At 65.8% G+C, this 13,434-nt stretch carries 16 protein-coding genes; all 16 read right to left on the bottom strand.

What is annotated here, in order from left to right; translation table 11 throughout:
* Positions 1–2: 2 nt before the first annotated feature.
* Entirely contained in the window at positions 3–773 is a 771-nt protein-coding gene (gene hisF, locus DFLDMN_RS15790; RefSeq protein WP_423195830.1) for an imidazole glycerol phosphate synthase subunit HisF, read from the bottom strand.
* 78 nt (positions 774–851) lie between these two features.
* Positions 852–1,595: a 1-(5-phosphoribosyl)-5-[(5-phosphoribosylamino)methylideneamino]imidazole-4-carboxamide isomerase gene (hisA, locus tag DFLDMN_RS15785; RefSeq protein WP_423195829.1), complete on the bottom strand. Its 744-nt coding sequence runs from the start codon at positions 1,593–1,595 to the stop codon at positions 852–854.
* 130 nt (positions 1,596–1,725) lie between these two features.
* Positions 1,726–2,376, bottom strand: a complete 651-nt coding sequence (gene hisH / locus DFLDMN_RS15780; RefSeq protein WP_423195828.1) for an imidazole glycerol phosphate synthase subunit HisH — start codon at positions 2,374–2,376, stop codon at positions 1,726–1,728.
* Positions 2,373–2,996: a YchE family NAAT transporter gene (locus DFLDMN_RS15775; protein ID WP_423195827.1), complete on the bottom strand. Its 624-nt coding sequence runs from the start codon at positions 2,994–2,996 to the stop codon at positions 2,373–2,375. Before DFLDMN_RS15775 ends, hisH begins: the two co-directional genes overlap by 4 nt.
* 77 nt (positions 2,997–3,073) lie before the next feature.
* Positions 3,074–3,661 (bottom strand): imidazoleglycerol-phosphate dehydratase HisB, encoded by a 588-nt coding sequence (hisB, locus tag DFLDMN_RS15770; RefSeq protein WP_423195826.1) that lies wholly within the window; start codon positions 3,659–3,661, stop codon positions 3,074–3,076.
* 7 nt (positions 3,662–3,668) lie between these two features.
* On the bottom strand, positions 3,669–4,769 hold the full coding sequence (gene hisC / locus DFLDMN_RS15765) for a histidinol-phosphate transaminase (RefSeq protein WP_423195825.1): 1,101 nt from the start codon (positions 4,767–4,769) through the stop codon (positions 3,669–3,671).
* Positions 4,770–4,803: 34 nt separating this feature from the next.
* Positions 4,804–6,141, bottom strand: coding sequence for a histidinol dehydrogenase (hisD, locus tag DFLDMN_RS15760; RefSeq protein ID WP_423195824.1), 1,338 nt, complete (start codon positions 6,139–6,141; stop codon positions 4,804–4,806).
* A gap of 19 nt (positions 6,142–6,160) precedes the next feature.
* A complete protein-coding gene (hisG, locus tag DFLDMN_RS15755) occupies positions 6,161–6,835 on the bottom strand; it encodes an ATP phosphoribosyltransferase (RefSeq protein ID WP_423195823.1) in 675 nt (224 codons plus the stop codon).
* Between the two features lie 81 nt (positions 6,836–6,916).
* Positions 6,917–8,167, bottom strand: a complete 1,251-nt coding sequence (gene murA, locus DFLDMN_RS15750) for a UDP-N-acetylglucosamine 1-carboxyvinyltransferase (RefSeq protein ID WP_423195822.1) — start codon at positions 8,165–8,167, stop codon at positions 6,917–6,919.
* A gap of 6 nt (positions 8,168–8,173) precedes the next feature.
* Entirely contained in the window at positions 8,174–8,425 is a 252-nt protein-coding gene (locus DFLDMN_RS15745) for a BolA family protein (protein WP_423195821.1), read from the bottom strand.
* A 41-nt stretch (positions 8,426–8,466) separates the two neighbouring features.
* Positions 8,467–9,324: an ABC transporter permease gene (locus DFLDMN_RS15740; RefSeq protein ID WP_423195820.1), complete on the bottom strand. Its 858-nt coding sequence runs from the start codon at positions 9,322–9,324 to the stop codon at positions 8,467–8,469.
* Positions 9,321–10,271 (bottom strand): ABC transporter ATP-binding protein, encoded by a 951-nt coding sequence (locus DFLDMN_RS15735; protein ID WP_423195819.1) that lies wholly within the window; start codon positions 10,269–10,271, stop codon positions 9,321–9,323. The genes DFLDMN_RS15740 and DFLDMN_RS15735 overlap by 4 nt, the downstream gene beginning before the upstream one ends.
* Positions 10,272–10,628: 357 nt before the next feature.
* A complete protein-coding gene (locus DFLDMN_RS15730; RefSeq protein ID WP_423195818.1) occupies positions 10,629–10,925 on the bottom strand; it encodes an STAS domain-containing protein in 297 nt (98 codons plus the stop codon).
* Positions 10,926–11,123: 198 nt separating this feature from the next.
* Positions 11,124–11,747 (bottom strand): MlaC/ttg2D family ABC transporter substrate-binding protein, encoded by a 624-nt coding sequence (locus DFLDMN_RS15725; protein ID WP_423195817.1) that lies wholly within the window; start codon positions 11,745–11,747, stop codon positions 11,124–11,126.
* 239 nt (positions 11,748–11,986) lie between these two features.
* Positions 11,987–12,850 (bottom strand): MlaA family lipoprotein, encoded by an 864-nt coding sequence (locus DFLDMN_RS15720; protein WP_423198440.1) that lies wholly within the window; start codon positions 12,848–12,850, stop codon positions 11,987–11,989.
* Positions 12,850–13,416, bottom strand: a complete 567-nt coding sequence (gene mlaD / locus DFLDMN_RS15715; RefSeq protein ID WP_423195816.1) for an outer membrane lipid asymmetry maintenance protein MlaD — start codon at positions 13,414–13,416, stop codon at positions 12,850–12,852. Before mlaD ends, DFLDMN_RS15720 begins: the two co-directional genes overlap by 1 nt.
* Between the last annotated feature and the right edge of the window lie 18 nt (positions 13,417–13,434).

Raw genomic sequence — 13,434 nt, 5'->3', positions numbered from 1 at the left:
ATTCAGATCCGCATCGCGATGCCCTGCCGGGCCATGAACGCCTTCGCCTCGCCAACGGTGTGCTGGCCATAGTGGAAGATGCTGGCGGCCAGCACCGCGTCGGCATGGCCGAGCGTAATGCCGTCGGCCAGATCCTGCAGGCCGCCGACCCCACCCGATGCAATAACGGGAACGGACACCGCGTCGCTGACAGCGCGCGTCAGCTCCAGGTCAAAGCCGCTCCGGGTGCCGTCGCGATCCATGCTGGTCAGCAGCAGCTCGCCGGCGCCGCGCGCGGCCATCTCGCGGGCCCACGACACGACGTCCAGCCCGGTGGCCTTGCGGCCGCCATGGGTAAAGACTTCCCAGCGCGGCGGCTCGCCCGCTGCCGAGCAGCGCTTGGCGTCGATGGCCACCACGATGCACTGCGAGCCGTACTTTCCGGTGGCATCCGACACCAGTTGCGGATTGGCGATCGCCGACGAGTTGACGCTGATCTTGTCCGCGCCCGCGTTGAGCAGGCGCCGCACGTCTTCCACCGCGCGCACGCCGCCACCCACCGTGAGCGGAATGAATACCTGCGAGGCAACCGCCTCGATGATATGGAGGATCAGGTCGCGGCCATCGCTGGTGGCGGTGATATCGAGAAATGTGATCTCGTCAGCGCCCTGCTCGTCGTAGCGGCGCGCGATTTCGACAGGGTCTCCCGCGTCGCGCAGCTCGACGAAGTTGACGCCCTTGACCACCCGCCCATTGGTGACGTCCAGGCAGGGGATGATACGTTTGGCTAGCATGAGGATCCTTCGACGCCGCCACCGGCGTTGCGTCGTTCTTCCGTGTGGCGGCGACCCGGCGCCGGGTGTGTATAAAAATTACTCGGCGCCCAGCACATCGGCGCGCGCCTGCGCGTCGGCAAAATTGAGGTCGCCCGAATAGATGGCGCGGCCGCAGATGACACCTTCCACGCCCTCGCGCTCCACCTCGCACAGGCGTTCGATATCGCTGAGATTGGACAGTCCGCCGCTGGCGATGACCGGAATCGACATCGATTGCGCCAGCTTGACCGTCGCGTCGATGTTGATGCCCTGCAGCATGCCGTCCCGGCCGATATCGGTATAGATGATCGCCTCCACGCCGTAGTCCTCGTACTTGCGCGCGAGGTCGACCACTTCGTGCCCGGTCAGCTTGCTCCAGCCGTCGGTCGCCACCTTGCCATCCCTGGCGTCCAGGCCAACGATGATATGGCCGCCGAACGCCGAGCAGGCGTCCTTGAGGAAACCGGGATTCTTGACCGCGGCGGTGCCGATAATGACGTACGACAGCCCGTCATCGAGCCAGCGCTCGATCGTGTTGAGGTCACGGATGCCACCGCCGAGCTGCACGGGAATCTCGTCGCCGACTTCGGCGATGATCGACTTGATCGCGGCTTCGTTGCGGGGCTTGCCCACGAACGCACCATTGAGGTCGACCAGATGGAGACGGCGCGCGCCCTGGTCCACCCAGTGACGTGCCATGGCGGCGGGATCTTCGGAAAAGACGGTGGCCTGGTCCATGTCGCCTTGTTTGAGGCGTACACATTGACCGTCCTTCAGGTCGATGGCCGGAATGAGCAACATATGCGTGACGAGCGTGGTTGTGTAAAAAGGAAAAAGATAAACCGGACCGGCGCGGATTTACAGGTCCAGGCACGACGGATGATCGGGGCGCTGCGGGTCTGGCACTAAGGGTCGGTCAGCTCTCAGGATCTCAGGGATTCCAGTGCACGAAGTTCCGGTATAGCTGCAAACCCATTGCTGCGCTCTTCTCGGGGTGGAACTGCGTGGCGAAAATATTATCGCGTGCCACCGCACTGGTAAACACGACGCCGTATTCGGTCTCTCCGGCAATATGCGCCGGGTCCTGCGCGTGCACATAGTAACTGTGCACGAAGTAAAACCAGCTGTCGTCCGGAATGCCCTGCCACAGCGCGTGCCCGCGCGCCTGCCGCACGCGGTTCCAGCCCATCTGCGGCACCTTGTAACGCGAGCCGTCCGGCTGCGTGCGGCCTTCCAGCTCGAAGCGGATGACTTCTCCCGGCATCAGTCCGAGACACGGCGTGACGGCATCGGAACGACTTTCGGTGCTGTGGCCAAACAGCATTTGTTCGCCAACGCACACACCGAGCATCGGCTTGCTCGCCGCCGCTTCCATGACGGCCTGCTGCAGGCCCGACTCGCCCAGCGCTCGCATGCAGTCCGGCATCGCGCCCTGCCCCGGCAACACCACGCGGTCCGCCGCGCGGATGGCTTCAGGGCGGTCCACCACCTCAACATCGGCCTCCGGCGCCGCGGCGCGCAGTGCCTGCGCCACCGAGCGCAGGTTGCCCATGCCGTAATCCACAATTGCTATGGTAGTCATGATTTCAAAACAGGCAAAAGGGTCCTGAGCCCGTCCACAATGAATTCCACGGCCAGCGCCGACAGGATCAGTCCCATCAGGCGCGTGCCAATATTGATGCCCGTCCGGCCAATCACGCGGGCGATCGGATCGGCGGCGCGGAAAGTCAGGTACACCACCGCCCCCAGCACCACGCCAATCCCGACCAGCACCAGGTGCTGATACCAGTGCTGCGTCTTGCCGGCATACACGATCACCGTACTGATCGAACCCGGTCCCGTCAGCAGCGGCAGCGCCAGCGGCACCACCGCAATGCTCGACTTGATCTCGGCCTCGTCCTCTTCCTCGGGCGTGGCGCGCGTGCGGCCCGCCTGTGCGTTGATCATGTTCATCGCCATCATGATCATGATCAGGCCGCCGCCCACTTGCAGCGAGGCCACCGAGATATTGAAGAACTCAATGATCTGCTGGCCCAGCAATGCCGACACTGCCACCACGATTGCCACCGAGATCGACGCCGTCTTGATGGTTCGCAGCTTTTCCGCTTCGGTCTGCTGACTGGTCAGGCTGATAAAGAACGGGATCGCCCCGATCGGATTGATCAGCGCCAGCAGCGAAATGAACGATTTGAGCGTATCCATGGGTTGCGGTCGATCGCTGACAATCTGGCCGCCGCAACCAGCCGGCTCGCCTGATGGGAATTGCCTGAAGCGCTAGGTCAGAGCGTGCCCTTGGTCGAAGGAATCGTGTTGGCCGCGCGCGGATCCAGCTCCACCGCCATGCGCAACGCCCGGCCAAACGCCTTGAACACGGTTTCGCATTGATGGTGCGCATTGATGCCGCGCAGGTTGTCGATATGGAGCGTCACACCGGCATGGTTGACGAAGCCACGGAAGAACTCGATGGTCAGGTCCACGTCGAAGCTGCCCACGCGGGCGCGCGTGAACGGCACGTGGAACTCCAGGCCGGGACGGCCGGAGAAGTCGATCACCACGCGCGACAGGCATTCGTCGAGCGGCACATAGCTGTGGCCGTAGCGCGTGATGCCCTTCTTGTCGCCAATCGCGCGCGCGACCGCCTGGCCGAGCGTAATGCCGACATCTTCGACCGTGTGATGATCGTCGATATGGGTGTCGCCGGTGGCTTCGACCTCGAGGTCGATCATGCCGTGGCGGGCAATCTGGTCCAGCATGTGGTCGAGGAACGGCACCCCGGAAGCCAGCTTCTGGCGACCGGTGCCGTCGAGATTCAGCGAAACGCGGATCTGCGTTTCGGAGGTATTGCGGGTGACCTCTGCAACACGCATGGTGGGGTTAATCCTGCAACGAAGCGACAAAGGCTTCCAGAAACTGCGCGTTTTCTTCGGGGGTGCTGACCGTCACGCGCAGACAGTTGGCCAGCAATGCGTGCATTTTACTCACGTTCTTGATCAATACCTTCCGCGCGAGCAGGCGATCGAACGTCTGTGCGGCATCCGGCACGCGCAGCAGCAGGAAATTGGCGTCGCTCGGGAACACCGTCACGCCCGGCAACGCGCCCAGCGCGGCGGCGAGGCGCGCGCGCTCGTCGCGCAACTGCGCGGCCTGTTCGTCCAGCACATCGATGTGCTCCAGCGCGAACAGCGCGGTGGCTTCGGTCAGCACATTGATGTTGTACGGCGGGCGGACCTTGTCGAGCTGCTCCAGCCACGCCGGCGCGCCGGCCATGTAGCCGAGCCGGATACCGGCCAGGCCGAGCTTGGACACGGTACGCATGACGAGCAGGTTGCCGAAGTCCGCCAGGCGCGGCATCCAGCTGTCCTGCGCAAACGGCTGGTAGGCTTCGTCGACCACCACAAGGCTCTGGCAGACCTCGCCGTTGGCGGCGCGCACGATGGCCGCCATGTCGGCGGCATCGAACAGGTTGCCGGTCGGATTGTTGGGATAGGCCAGGTAGATGATGGCAGGCTGGTGCGTGGCCATGGCCGCCAGCATCGCGGCGCGGTCGAGCGTGAAATCGGCGCGCAGCGGTACGCCCACGAACTCCAGGCCGGCAAACTGCGCCGAGATGGCGTACATGACGAAGCCCGGCACCGGCGCCAGCACCTTGGCGCCCGGCCTGGCCGCGGCCATCGCCAGCATGCTGATGATTTCGTCGGAGCCGTTGCCGAGCAGGATGTCCATGCCGGCCGGCACCTCCATGACCGTCTTCAGCCTGGCACGCAGCGCCTCGCTGGTGGGCACCGGGTAGCGGTTGAGCGCCACCTCGGACAGGCGCTTGCCGAGCTGCTCGCGCAGGGCCGGCGGCAGCCGGTACGGATTTTCCATGGCATCGAGCTTCACCAGACCATGCGAGTCCGCCACGTGATAGGCGCCCATGGCGCGTACGTCGTCACGGATAATGCGTTCGATCAGGGAAGGCGCTACGACTGACATGAAAAATCCTCTACGGTAGAAAAACGGTCAACGATCAGGAACGTTTGAAGCGGTACTCGGCACTGCGCGCGTGCGCCTGCAGACCCTCGCCATAGGCGAGTTCCGCGGCGATCTGTCCCAGCATCTGCGCCCCTCCCTCGCTCACCTCGATCAGGCTCGAGCGCTTCTGGAAGTCGTACACGCCGAGCGGCGACGAAAAGCGTGCGGTGCGCGAGGTCGGCAGCACGTGGTTGGGTCCGGCGCAGTAGTCGCCGAGCGATTCGCTGGTGAAGCGACCCAGGAAGATGGCGCCGGCGTGGCGGATCTTCTCGCTCCACTGGCGCGGGTTTTCCGCGGAGATCTCAAGGTGCTCGGGCGCGATCGCGTTGGCGATGTCGCACGCTTCCTCCATGTCGCGCACCTTGATCAGCGCGCCGCGGCCGGACAACGAGGCGCCGATGACCTGGCGCCGCGGCATGGTGCCGATCTGGCGCTGGATGCTGGCCTCGACCGCATCGAGGTACGCCGCATCGGGGCACAGCAGGATCGACTGCGCGAGCTCGTCGTGCTCGGCCTGCGAGAACAGGTCCATCGCCACCCAGTCGGGGTCGGTGGTGCCGTCGCAGATCACCAGGATTTCGGACGGGCCGGCGATCATGTCGATGCCGACGGTGCCGAACACGCGGCGCTTGGCGGCCGCCACATAGGCATTGCCCGGGCCGACGATCTTGTCGACCTGCGGCATGGTGGCGGTGCCATAGGCGAGCGCGCCCACGGCCTGCGCGCCGCCGATCGTGAACACACGGTCCACGCCGGCGATCTGGGCGGCGGCCAGCACCAGCTCGTTGCGCACGCCGCCCGGCGTGGGCACCACCATGATGACTTCCTTGACGCCGGCCACGCGCGCGGGGATCGCGTTCATCAGCACCGACGACGGGTAGGCGGCCTTGCCGCCGGGCACGTACAGGCCCACGCGGTCGAGCGGGGTCACCTTCTGGCCCAGCATGGTGCCATCGGACTCGGTGTATTCCCAGCTATGGCTGCCGCATTCGATCTTCTGCTTCTCGTGGTATGCGCGCACGCGCGCGGCGGCGGCCTCCAGCGCCGCGCGGCGCTTGGGCTCCAGTTCCTCGAGCGCGGCCTCGAGTTCGGCCTGCGTCAGTTCCAGCGCGGACAGCGAGGCGGCCTCCACGCGGTCGAAGCGCTTCGTATATTCCAGCACGGCGTCATCGCCGCGCGCGCGCACGTCGGCCAGGATCTGCGCCGCCGCGCGATCGATCGCCTCGTCCTCGCCAGCCTCGAAGGCCAGCACCTGGCGCAGCGCCGCGGCAAACCCGGGCTCGGCGGAGTCGAGCCGGCGGATCGACAGGTTTTCCATATCGGTTTCGTTCATGACATCCTTCCTCGCGTTCTCAGGCGAGCGCCGCCGAGGCGGCCTCGAATGCCTCGAGAATCGGCGCAAGACGTTCGCGTTTCAGTTTCAGCGCGGCCTGGTTGACCACCAGCCGCGACGAGATCTGCATGATTTCCTCGACTTCGACCAGGTTGTTGGCACGCAGCGTGCCGCCGGTGCTGACGAGGTCGACGATGGCATCGGACAGGCCCACCAGCGGGCCCAGTTCCATCGAGCCATACAGCTTGATCAGATCCACGTGCACGCCCTTCTTGGCAAAGTGCTCGCGCGCGGTCTGCACATACTTGGTGGCCACCGCGAGCCGCGCCCCCTGGCGCACCGCGTTGGCGTAGTCGAATCCGGCCGGCACCGCCACCGACATGCGGCAACGGGCGATATTGAGGTCGATCGGCGCATACAGGCCGGTCATGCCATGCTCCAGCAGCACGTCCTTGCCGGCCACGCCGAAGTCGGCGGCGCCGTACTGCACGTAGGTCGGCACATCCGAGGCGCGCACGATGATCACGCGCACGGCCGGATCCGACGTCGGCAGGATCAGCTTGCGCGAGGTTTCCGGGTCCTCGGTCACGTGAATCCCGGCGGCTTCGAGCAGCGGCAGGGTTTCGGTGAAGATGCGGCCCTTGGACAGCGCCAGCGTGAGCTGACCGGGGGAGGCATGGAAGGCGGGACTCATGGAATGTTCTCGTAAATGTTCGGGGGCGGCTAGCTATGGCCTGGGGGCGGTCGCTGGGGTCGCGGATCGATGGTCGATGGCTCAGGCGATGCGCCGGATGCGGGCGCCCACCGCGGACAGCTTGTCTTCCATGCGGTCGTAGCCACGATCCAGGTGGTAGATGCGGTCGATCACCGTCTCGCCGTCGGCCACGAGTCCGGCAATGACCAGGCTCGCCGAGGCCCGCAGGTCGGTCGCCATGACGTGCGCGCCGGACAGGCGCGGCACGCCGGTCACCACCGCGGTATTGCCCTCGGCCGTGATGTTGGCGCCGAGTCGGTTGAGCTCCTGCACGTGCATGAAACGGTTCTCGAAGATCGTTTCCGTGATGCGCGCCGAGCCTTCCGCCACCGCGTTGAGCGCCATGAACTGTGCCTGCATGTCGGTCGGGAATGCCGGATATTCGGAAGTGCGGAAGCTGACCGCCTGCGGGCGGCGCGGCATGGCCAGGCGAATCCAGTCGTCGCCGGTCTCCAGCGTCGCACCCGCTTCGGCCAGCTTGGCCAGCACGGCATCGAGGATCAGCGGCGGCACATTGCGCAGCACCACGCTGCCGAGCGTCGCCGCGGCCGCGCACAGGAAGGTGCCGGCCTCGATGCGGTCGGCGATCACCGTGTGCTCGGCGCCATGGAGCCGCTCCACGCCCTGGATCACCAGGCGGTCGGTACCGATGCCTTCGATCTGCGCGCCCATCTTGACCAGCAACTGCGCCAGGTCGGTCACCTCGGGTTCGCGCGCGGCGTTCTCCAGGATGGTCTCGCCCTCGGCCAGCACCGCCGCCATCAGCAGGTTCTCGGTCCCGGTCACGGTGATCATGTCCGTGACCACGCGCGCGCCCTTCAGGCGGCGCGCGCGGGCATGGATAAAGCCGTGCTCGATCGCGATCTCGGCGCCCATCGCCTGCAGGCCCCTGATGTGCTGGTCCACCGGGCGCGCGCCGATGCCGCAGCCTCCCGGCAACGACACCCGGGCCTCGCCGAAGCGCGCCACCAGCGGGCCCAGCACGAGGATCGACGCGCGCATGGTCTTGACCAGCTCGTACGAGGCTTCCGGGCGGTCGATGCCGGCGCCGTTGAGCGTCACGGTGGCGCCGTCGCGCTCGGCGCGCACGCCCATCTCGCGCAGCAGCTTGAGCATGGTGCGCACGTCCTGCAGGTCGGGCACGTTGCGGATGACCACGTCGTCAGCCGTCAGCAGGCCCGCGCACAGGATCGGCAGGGCCGCGTTCTTGGCGCCCGAGATGCGGATCTCGCCGGAGAGCGGGCCGTTGCCCTGGATCTGGAATTTGTCCATGTCGTATCAGTTGCGTCCCGCGTCGGCCTGCCACTCGGCAGGCGTGAGGGTCTTCATCGACAGCGCGTGGATCTCCGCACGCATGCGATCGCCCAGCACCGCATACACGCGCTGGTGACGCTGGATCAGGCGTTTGCCGTCGAACTCGGCGCTGACGATGGTCGCAAAGAAGTGCTGGCCGTCGCCTTCGACCTCCAGATGTTCGCAGGGCAATCCTTGGGCAATGTAGTCCCTGACTTGTTCCGGTGTTGGCAGCATGTCTGTCTCTTGTGAAATCCGTATGTGCGGCAGGCGCGTCGTCAGTGCCGCAGCTTGTAACCCGACCTCAGCAGTCGCAGCGCGAGCGCCGCGAGTACCACGAAGGCAATGCCGACCACCGCGAGGCTGTACAGCGGCGATACGTCGGACACGCCGAAGAATCCGTAGCGGAACCCGTCGATCATGTAGAAGAACGGGTTGGCATGGGATACCACCTGCCAGACCGGCGGCAGCGAGTGAATCGAGTAGAAGACGCCGGCCAGGAACGTCGCCGGCATGATCAGGAAATTCTGAAATGCCGCCAGCTGGTCGAACTTCTCGGCCCAGATCCCCGCGATCAGGCCGAGGGTGCCGAGAATGCCGGCGCCGAGCACCGCGAATACCAGCACCCAGCCGATATTGGCCAGGTGCAGCGGCACCAGCAGCGCCGTCACGATCAGCACGCCCAGCCCCACGCAGATGCCGCGGATGACGGACGCCGCCACGTACGCCCCGAACATCTCCCAGTGCGACAACGGCGGCAACATGATGAAGACGAGGTTGCCCGTGATCTTGGACTGGATCAGCGACGACGAACTGTTCGCGAACGCATTCTGCAGCACGCTCATCATGACCAGGCCCGGCACCAGGAAGGAGGTGTACGTGACCTGGTCGTACACCTGCACGCGGCCTTCGAGCACGTGCCCGAAGATCAGCAGGTACAGCACCGCAGTCAGCACCGGCGCAGCCACAGTCTGAAAGGCGACCTTCCAGAAGCGCAACACTTCCTTGTAGAGCAGCGTGCGGAAACCCACCAAACCGCCGACCGACATGGCGGCCAGGCGCGCGTGCTCGGACAGGGCCTCGGGCGCGCTGTCGCCGGCCCGTTCGGATACCTCGATCTCGACCGGACGCTTCATGCCGCTGCCTCCATGGCGGCAGCCGGCACCGCGCCGGGCATGTGTCCCTCGCGGCGCATGATCTGGACAAACACGTCCTCGAGGTCGGCCTTGCTGATTTCCATATCTTCCACTTCGCAGCCGGCCTCGCGCAGCGCGGCCAGGATCGGTTCCACGGCCTCGTAGCCGGACAGTCGCAGCCGATGCGCGCGCTCGCCCGGATTGGCCGGCATGCGCAGCGCCTCCAGGGCGGGCGGCAGAACGCCATGCGCGAGGGTGAGCACCAACTGCAATCCGGCAAACTGCGTCAGCAGGTTGCTGGTGCGGTCGAGCGCGACCACCTCGCCGAACTTGAGCATGGCGATGCGATCGCAGAGATTCTCGGCTTCCTCGAGGTAGTGCGTGGTGAGGATGATCGTGTGGCCCTCGCGATTCAGCCGCGAGATGAATTTCCACAAGGTCTGGCGCAGTTCCACGTCGACGCCCGCGGTCGGTTCGTCGAGCACGATGACCGGCGGCCGGTGAACCAGCGCCTGCGCCACCAGCACGCGACGCTTCATGCCGCCCGAGAGTTGGCGCATGTTGCTATCGGCCTTGCTGGTGAGATCGAGGTTGGCCATGATCTCGTCGATCCAGTCGTCGTTGCGGCGCAGGCCGAAGTAGCCCGACTGCAGGCGCAGCGTCTCGCGTACCGTGAAAAAAGGGTCGAATACCAGCTCCTGCGGGACCACGCCGAGCATGCGTCGGGCCATGCGGTAGTCGTCCACCACGTCGTGGCCGAGCACGCGGATGCTGCCGGAATCGGCACGGTTGAGGCCGGCGAGGATCGAGATCAGCGTGGTCTTGCCCGCGCCGTTGGGCCCGAGCAGGCCGAAGAACTCGCCGCGTTCGACGGTGAAACTGACGCCCTTGAGCGCCTGCAGACTGCGGTAGCGCTTGCGAACGTCGGTGATTTCAATGGCTTTCATGGCCGAATGTCTTGTAGCGGGGTCCGCTTGTCAGATTGACCTGGCCTGAAGGCCCGGCCTGGCATGGCATGGGGGTACCCGGATATGTTGCGCTGCACCCGGCGGGGCTGGTGTGAGGGCATCTCAGGCCGCACATCGCTGGCCATCCATCGCTGCCACGTTGCGGCCCACTGGCTTCACGCCGCTCACACCAATTCGCACTTACGGGACATACAGGGGCGCATATGGGGGCGCATATGGGCCAAACAACCCGGAATTATAGGGGATCAGGGGTAGGTCCCGCTGGGGGACCCGCCACCGGGCATCGCTTCGGTGGGCCCCGGCCCGATATCGGGCCAGGCTACCGAGGATGCCGGTTCAATGTCGATGGTGGACCGGAGAATGGCCGGCGGCGGCAGGCAGGCCAAGCAGCTCCGCCACGCCGTAGAGCGCGGCCAGCTCGCCAAGCTGCGGCGGCACATTGACGATCGATAACGCCTGGCCTCGACCCGTGGCGGCACGCTGCCAGCCGAGCAACACGGCCACCGCGGAGGAGTCGACCTGGGCCAGCCCGCTGCAATCGACCGCGACATCGCCCTGGGCTACGCGCGCGAGCCCGTCGCGCAGCACGGCGGCGGCGTTGCGGTTGGTGAGCGAGGTTCCGAGCGAAGGCATCGAAGGGGCTATCGAGGTGAGAGTCGAGGTGAGTATCGAGACAGGTATCGGGACAGGTATCGAGACAAGTTTCGGCGCGGCGGTGCTGCGGGCTGGCAGCAATCGCCCCAAACGAGACGCCCGCGGCGCAAGCCGCGGGCGCTGAGAGGCATTGTACGCCAGTTCGGCGCGCGCCAGCGCCGGCCGCGCGCCCGGCGTTCAGTTCCTGGCGTTGGCGAGCTGCTTGTTGCGGTCTTGCAGCGTCTTGATCACGCCATCGACGCCCTGTTGCGACACGATCGTGTTGAAGCTGCCCTTGTAGGCTTCCGTCAGCCAGGCGCCGAGCACGTTGATGTCGTAGACCTTCCAGCCCTCGGGAGTCTTCTCGAGGCGATAGTCCATCTGGATCGGCTCGCCCTTGTTGATCACCTGGGTACGGATGGTCGCGTCGGTGTCGCCCGCGGTGCCGCGATACGGACGGTATTGCACGGTCTGGTCGCGGATCTGCGCGATGGCGCCGGCGTAGGTGCGGATCAGCAGCATCTTGAACTCGTCGGTGATGATCTTCTGCTGTTCCGGCGTGGCCTTGGACCAGTTGCGCCCCATCGCGATCTGCGTGGTCTTCTGGAAGTTGGCATGCGGGAAGATCTTCTGCTCGACCAGCTCGGTGATCTTGCCGATATTGCCGGCCTGCATGTCCTTGTCGCTCTTGACGGTGTTCATCACGTCCGTCACCACGGACTTGACCAGGCCATCGGGCGACGAGGTGTCCGCCGACTGAGCCTGCGCGGTACCCGCGAAGGCGAGAACGGTGAGGAGGGGAACCAACAGTCGCTTCAACATGAGCGTATTTCCTTTCTATCTAGAGCGTGTCTGGAGCGTTGCCGCCGGAGCCGCCCTTCGACCCCGGCTGTCGCCAGGCCGCATCGGCGCGACCGGCTACCGGGCCCATTGAAACACAGGCGCCCGGCCGCTGCGCGCACGTCGCGAGCCTTGAGCGCCACTTCCAAACACTTTGTTTCAGGGATCACAGCACTTTCACAGTGGATTCCAGGCACCGGTCACCCCGCCCGGGCGAGCGCTCAGCGAATGCGGATACCGCTGCCTGGAATCAAGCGCTGGGCCGGCGACACTGGCAGCGACTGCTGCTCCGGCGCCTGGCTCGCGCCGCCACCGGCCGGCGCGCGGTTGCCGGAACCGTCGGGGGCACCGTCGGACGAGCCCTCCGGCGCGCCGTCGTCGCGGCCCGGCGGGTTGCCGTCATAGATCAGATATTCGCGGCGTTGCATGTAGGAATCGCGCAGGAAGGTGTAGCGATCCAGCGCCGCGGCATCGATCAGGCTGGTGGCGGCCAGCAGTTGCGAGCGGCCATCCACCACGCGCACGCCCGAGACGGCAAAGCGCGCCCACACCGGGTAGATATACGAGGTGGGGTCCATCAGGCGGTCGACCAGCATGCCGCCGGTATCGCGCACGTTGCTCGGCCCGAACAGCGGCAATACCAGGTACGGGCCGGACGGCACGCCCCATACGCCCAGGGTCTGGCCGAAGTCTTCCTTGTACTTGGGCAGCCCGCCCGGCGTGGCGATATCGATCAGGCCGCCGATGCCGAGGGTCGAGTTGATGGCGACCCGCATGGTGTCTTCCAGCGCGCGGCTCGGCTTGCCCTGCAGCAGATTGTTCACCGCCGAGTAGACGTCGCTGACGTTGGAGAAGAAGTTACCCACCGCGGTGCGCATCGGCGACGGCACATAGTCGCTATAGACCTGCGCGGCCGGCTTGAGCGCGTACTTGTCGATTTCGTCGTTGACGCGCGAAACCCCGCGGTTGAACGGCTCCAGCGGATCGCGCGGATTCGCGTCGGGACCGGTCGCGCAGCCTGCCATGGCAACGAACGAGGCCACCGCCAGGCCCGCGCGCAGGCGGTACATTGCTTGCGAGCGCATCATTTGCCGCTCCCGCCCATGCCCGGCGCGGCCGGCAGCGAAGCGCCGCCGCTGGCCGGGGCCGCACCGCCGCCGCCACCACCATTACCGCCGCCACCGCCGCCAGCGCCCGCATCGGCCGCCTTGTTGTACAGGAACTGGCCGATCAAGTTCTCGAGCACCACCGCCGACTGCGTCATCGTGATCTTGCCGCCGTCGGCCAGCATGGCGGTATCGCCACCCGCCTCCAGGCCGATGTACTGCTCGCCCAGCAGACCCGACGTCAGGATCTTGGCCGAAGTATCTTTCGGAAACTGGTAACGCTTTTCGAGGTTCAGCTCCACCGTCGCGAGGTAGGTCTTGTCGTCGAAGCGGATGTCCGCCACGCGGCCCACCACCACGCCTGCGCTCTTGACCGGGGCGCGTGCCTTGAGGCCGCCGATATTGTCGAACTGGGCCTGCACGCGATAGGTGTCCTCGAACGAGAACGAGCTCATGTTGCCGGCCTTGAGCGCGAGGAACAGCAGCGCGGCAAACCCGGCCACCACAAACAGCCCCACCCAGAAATCGAGGGAATTTTTCTTCATGCGATTCTCTTGTCCATT

It is taken from the genome of Cupriavidus sp. H19C3, assembly GCF_049393815.1.
GTDB lineage: Bacteria > Pseudomonadota > Gammaproteobacteria > Burkholderiales > Burkholderiaceae > Cupriavidus.
This window is presented reverse-complemented; position numbering and strand designations above follow the sequence as displayed.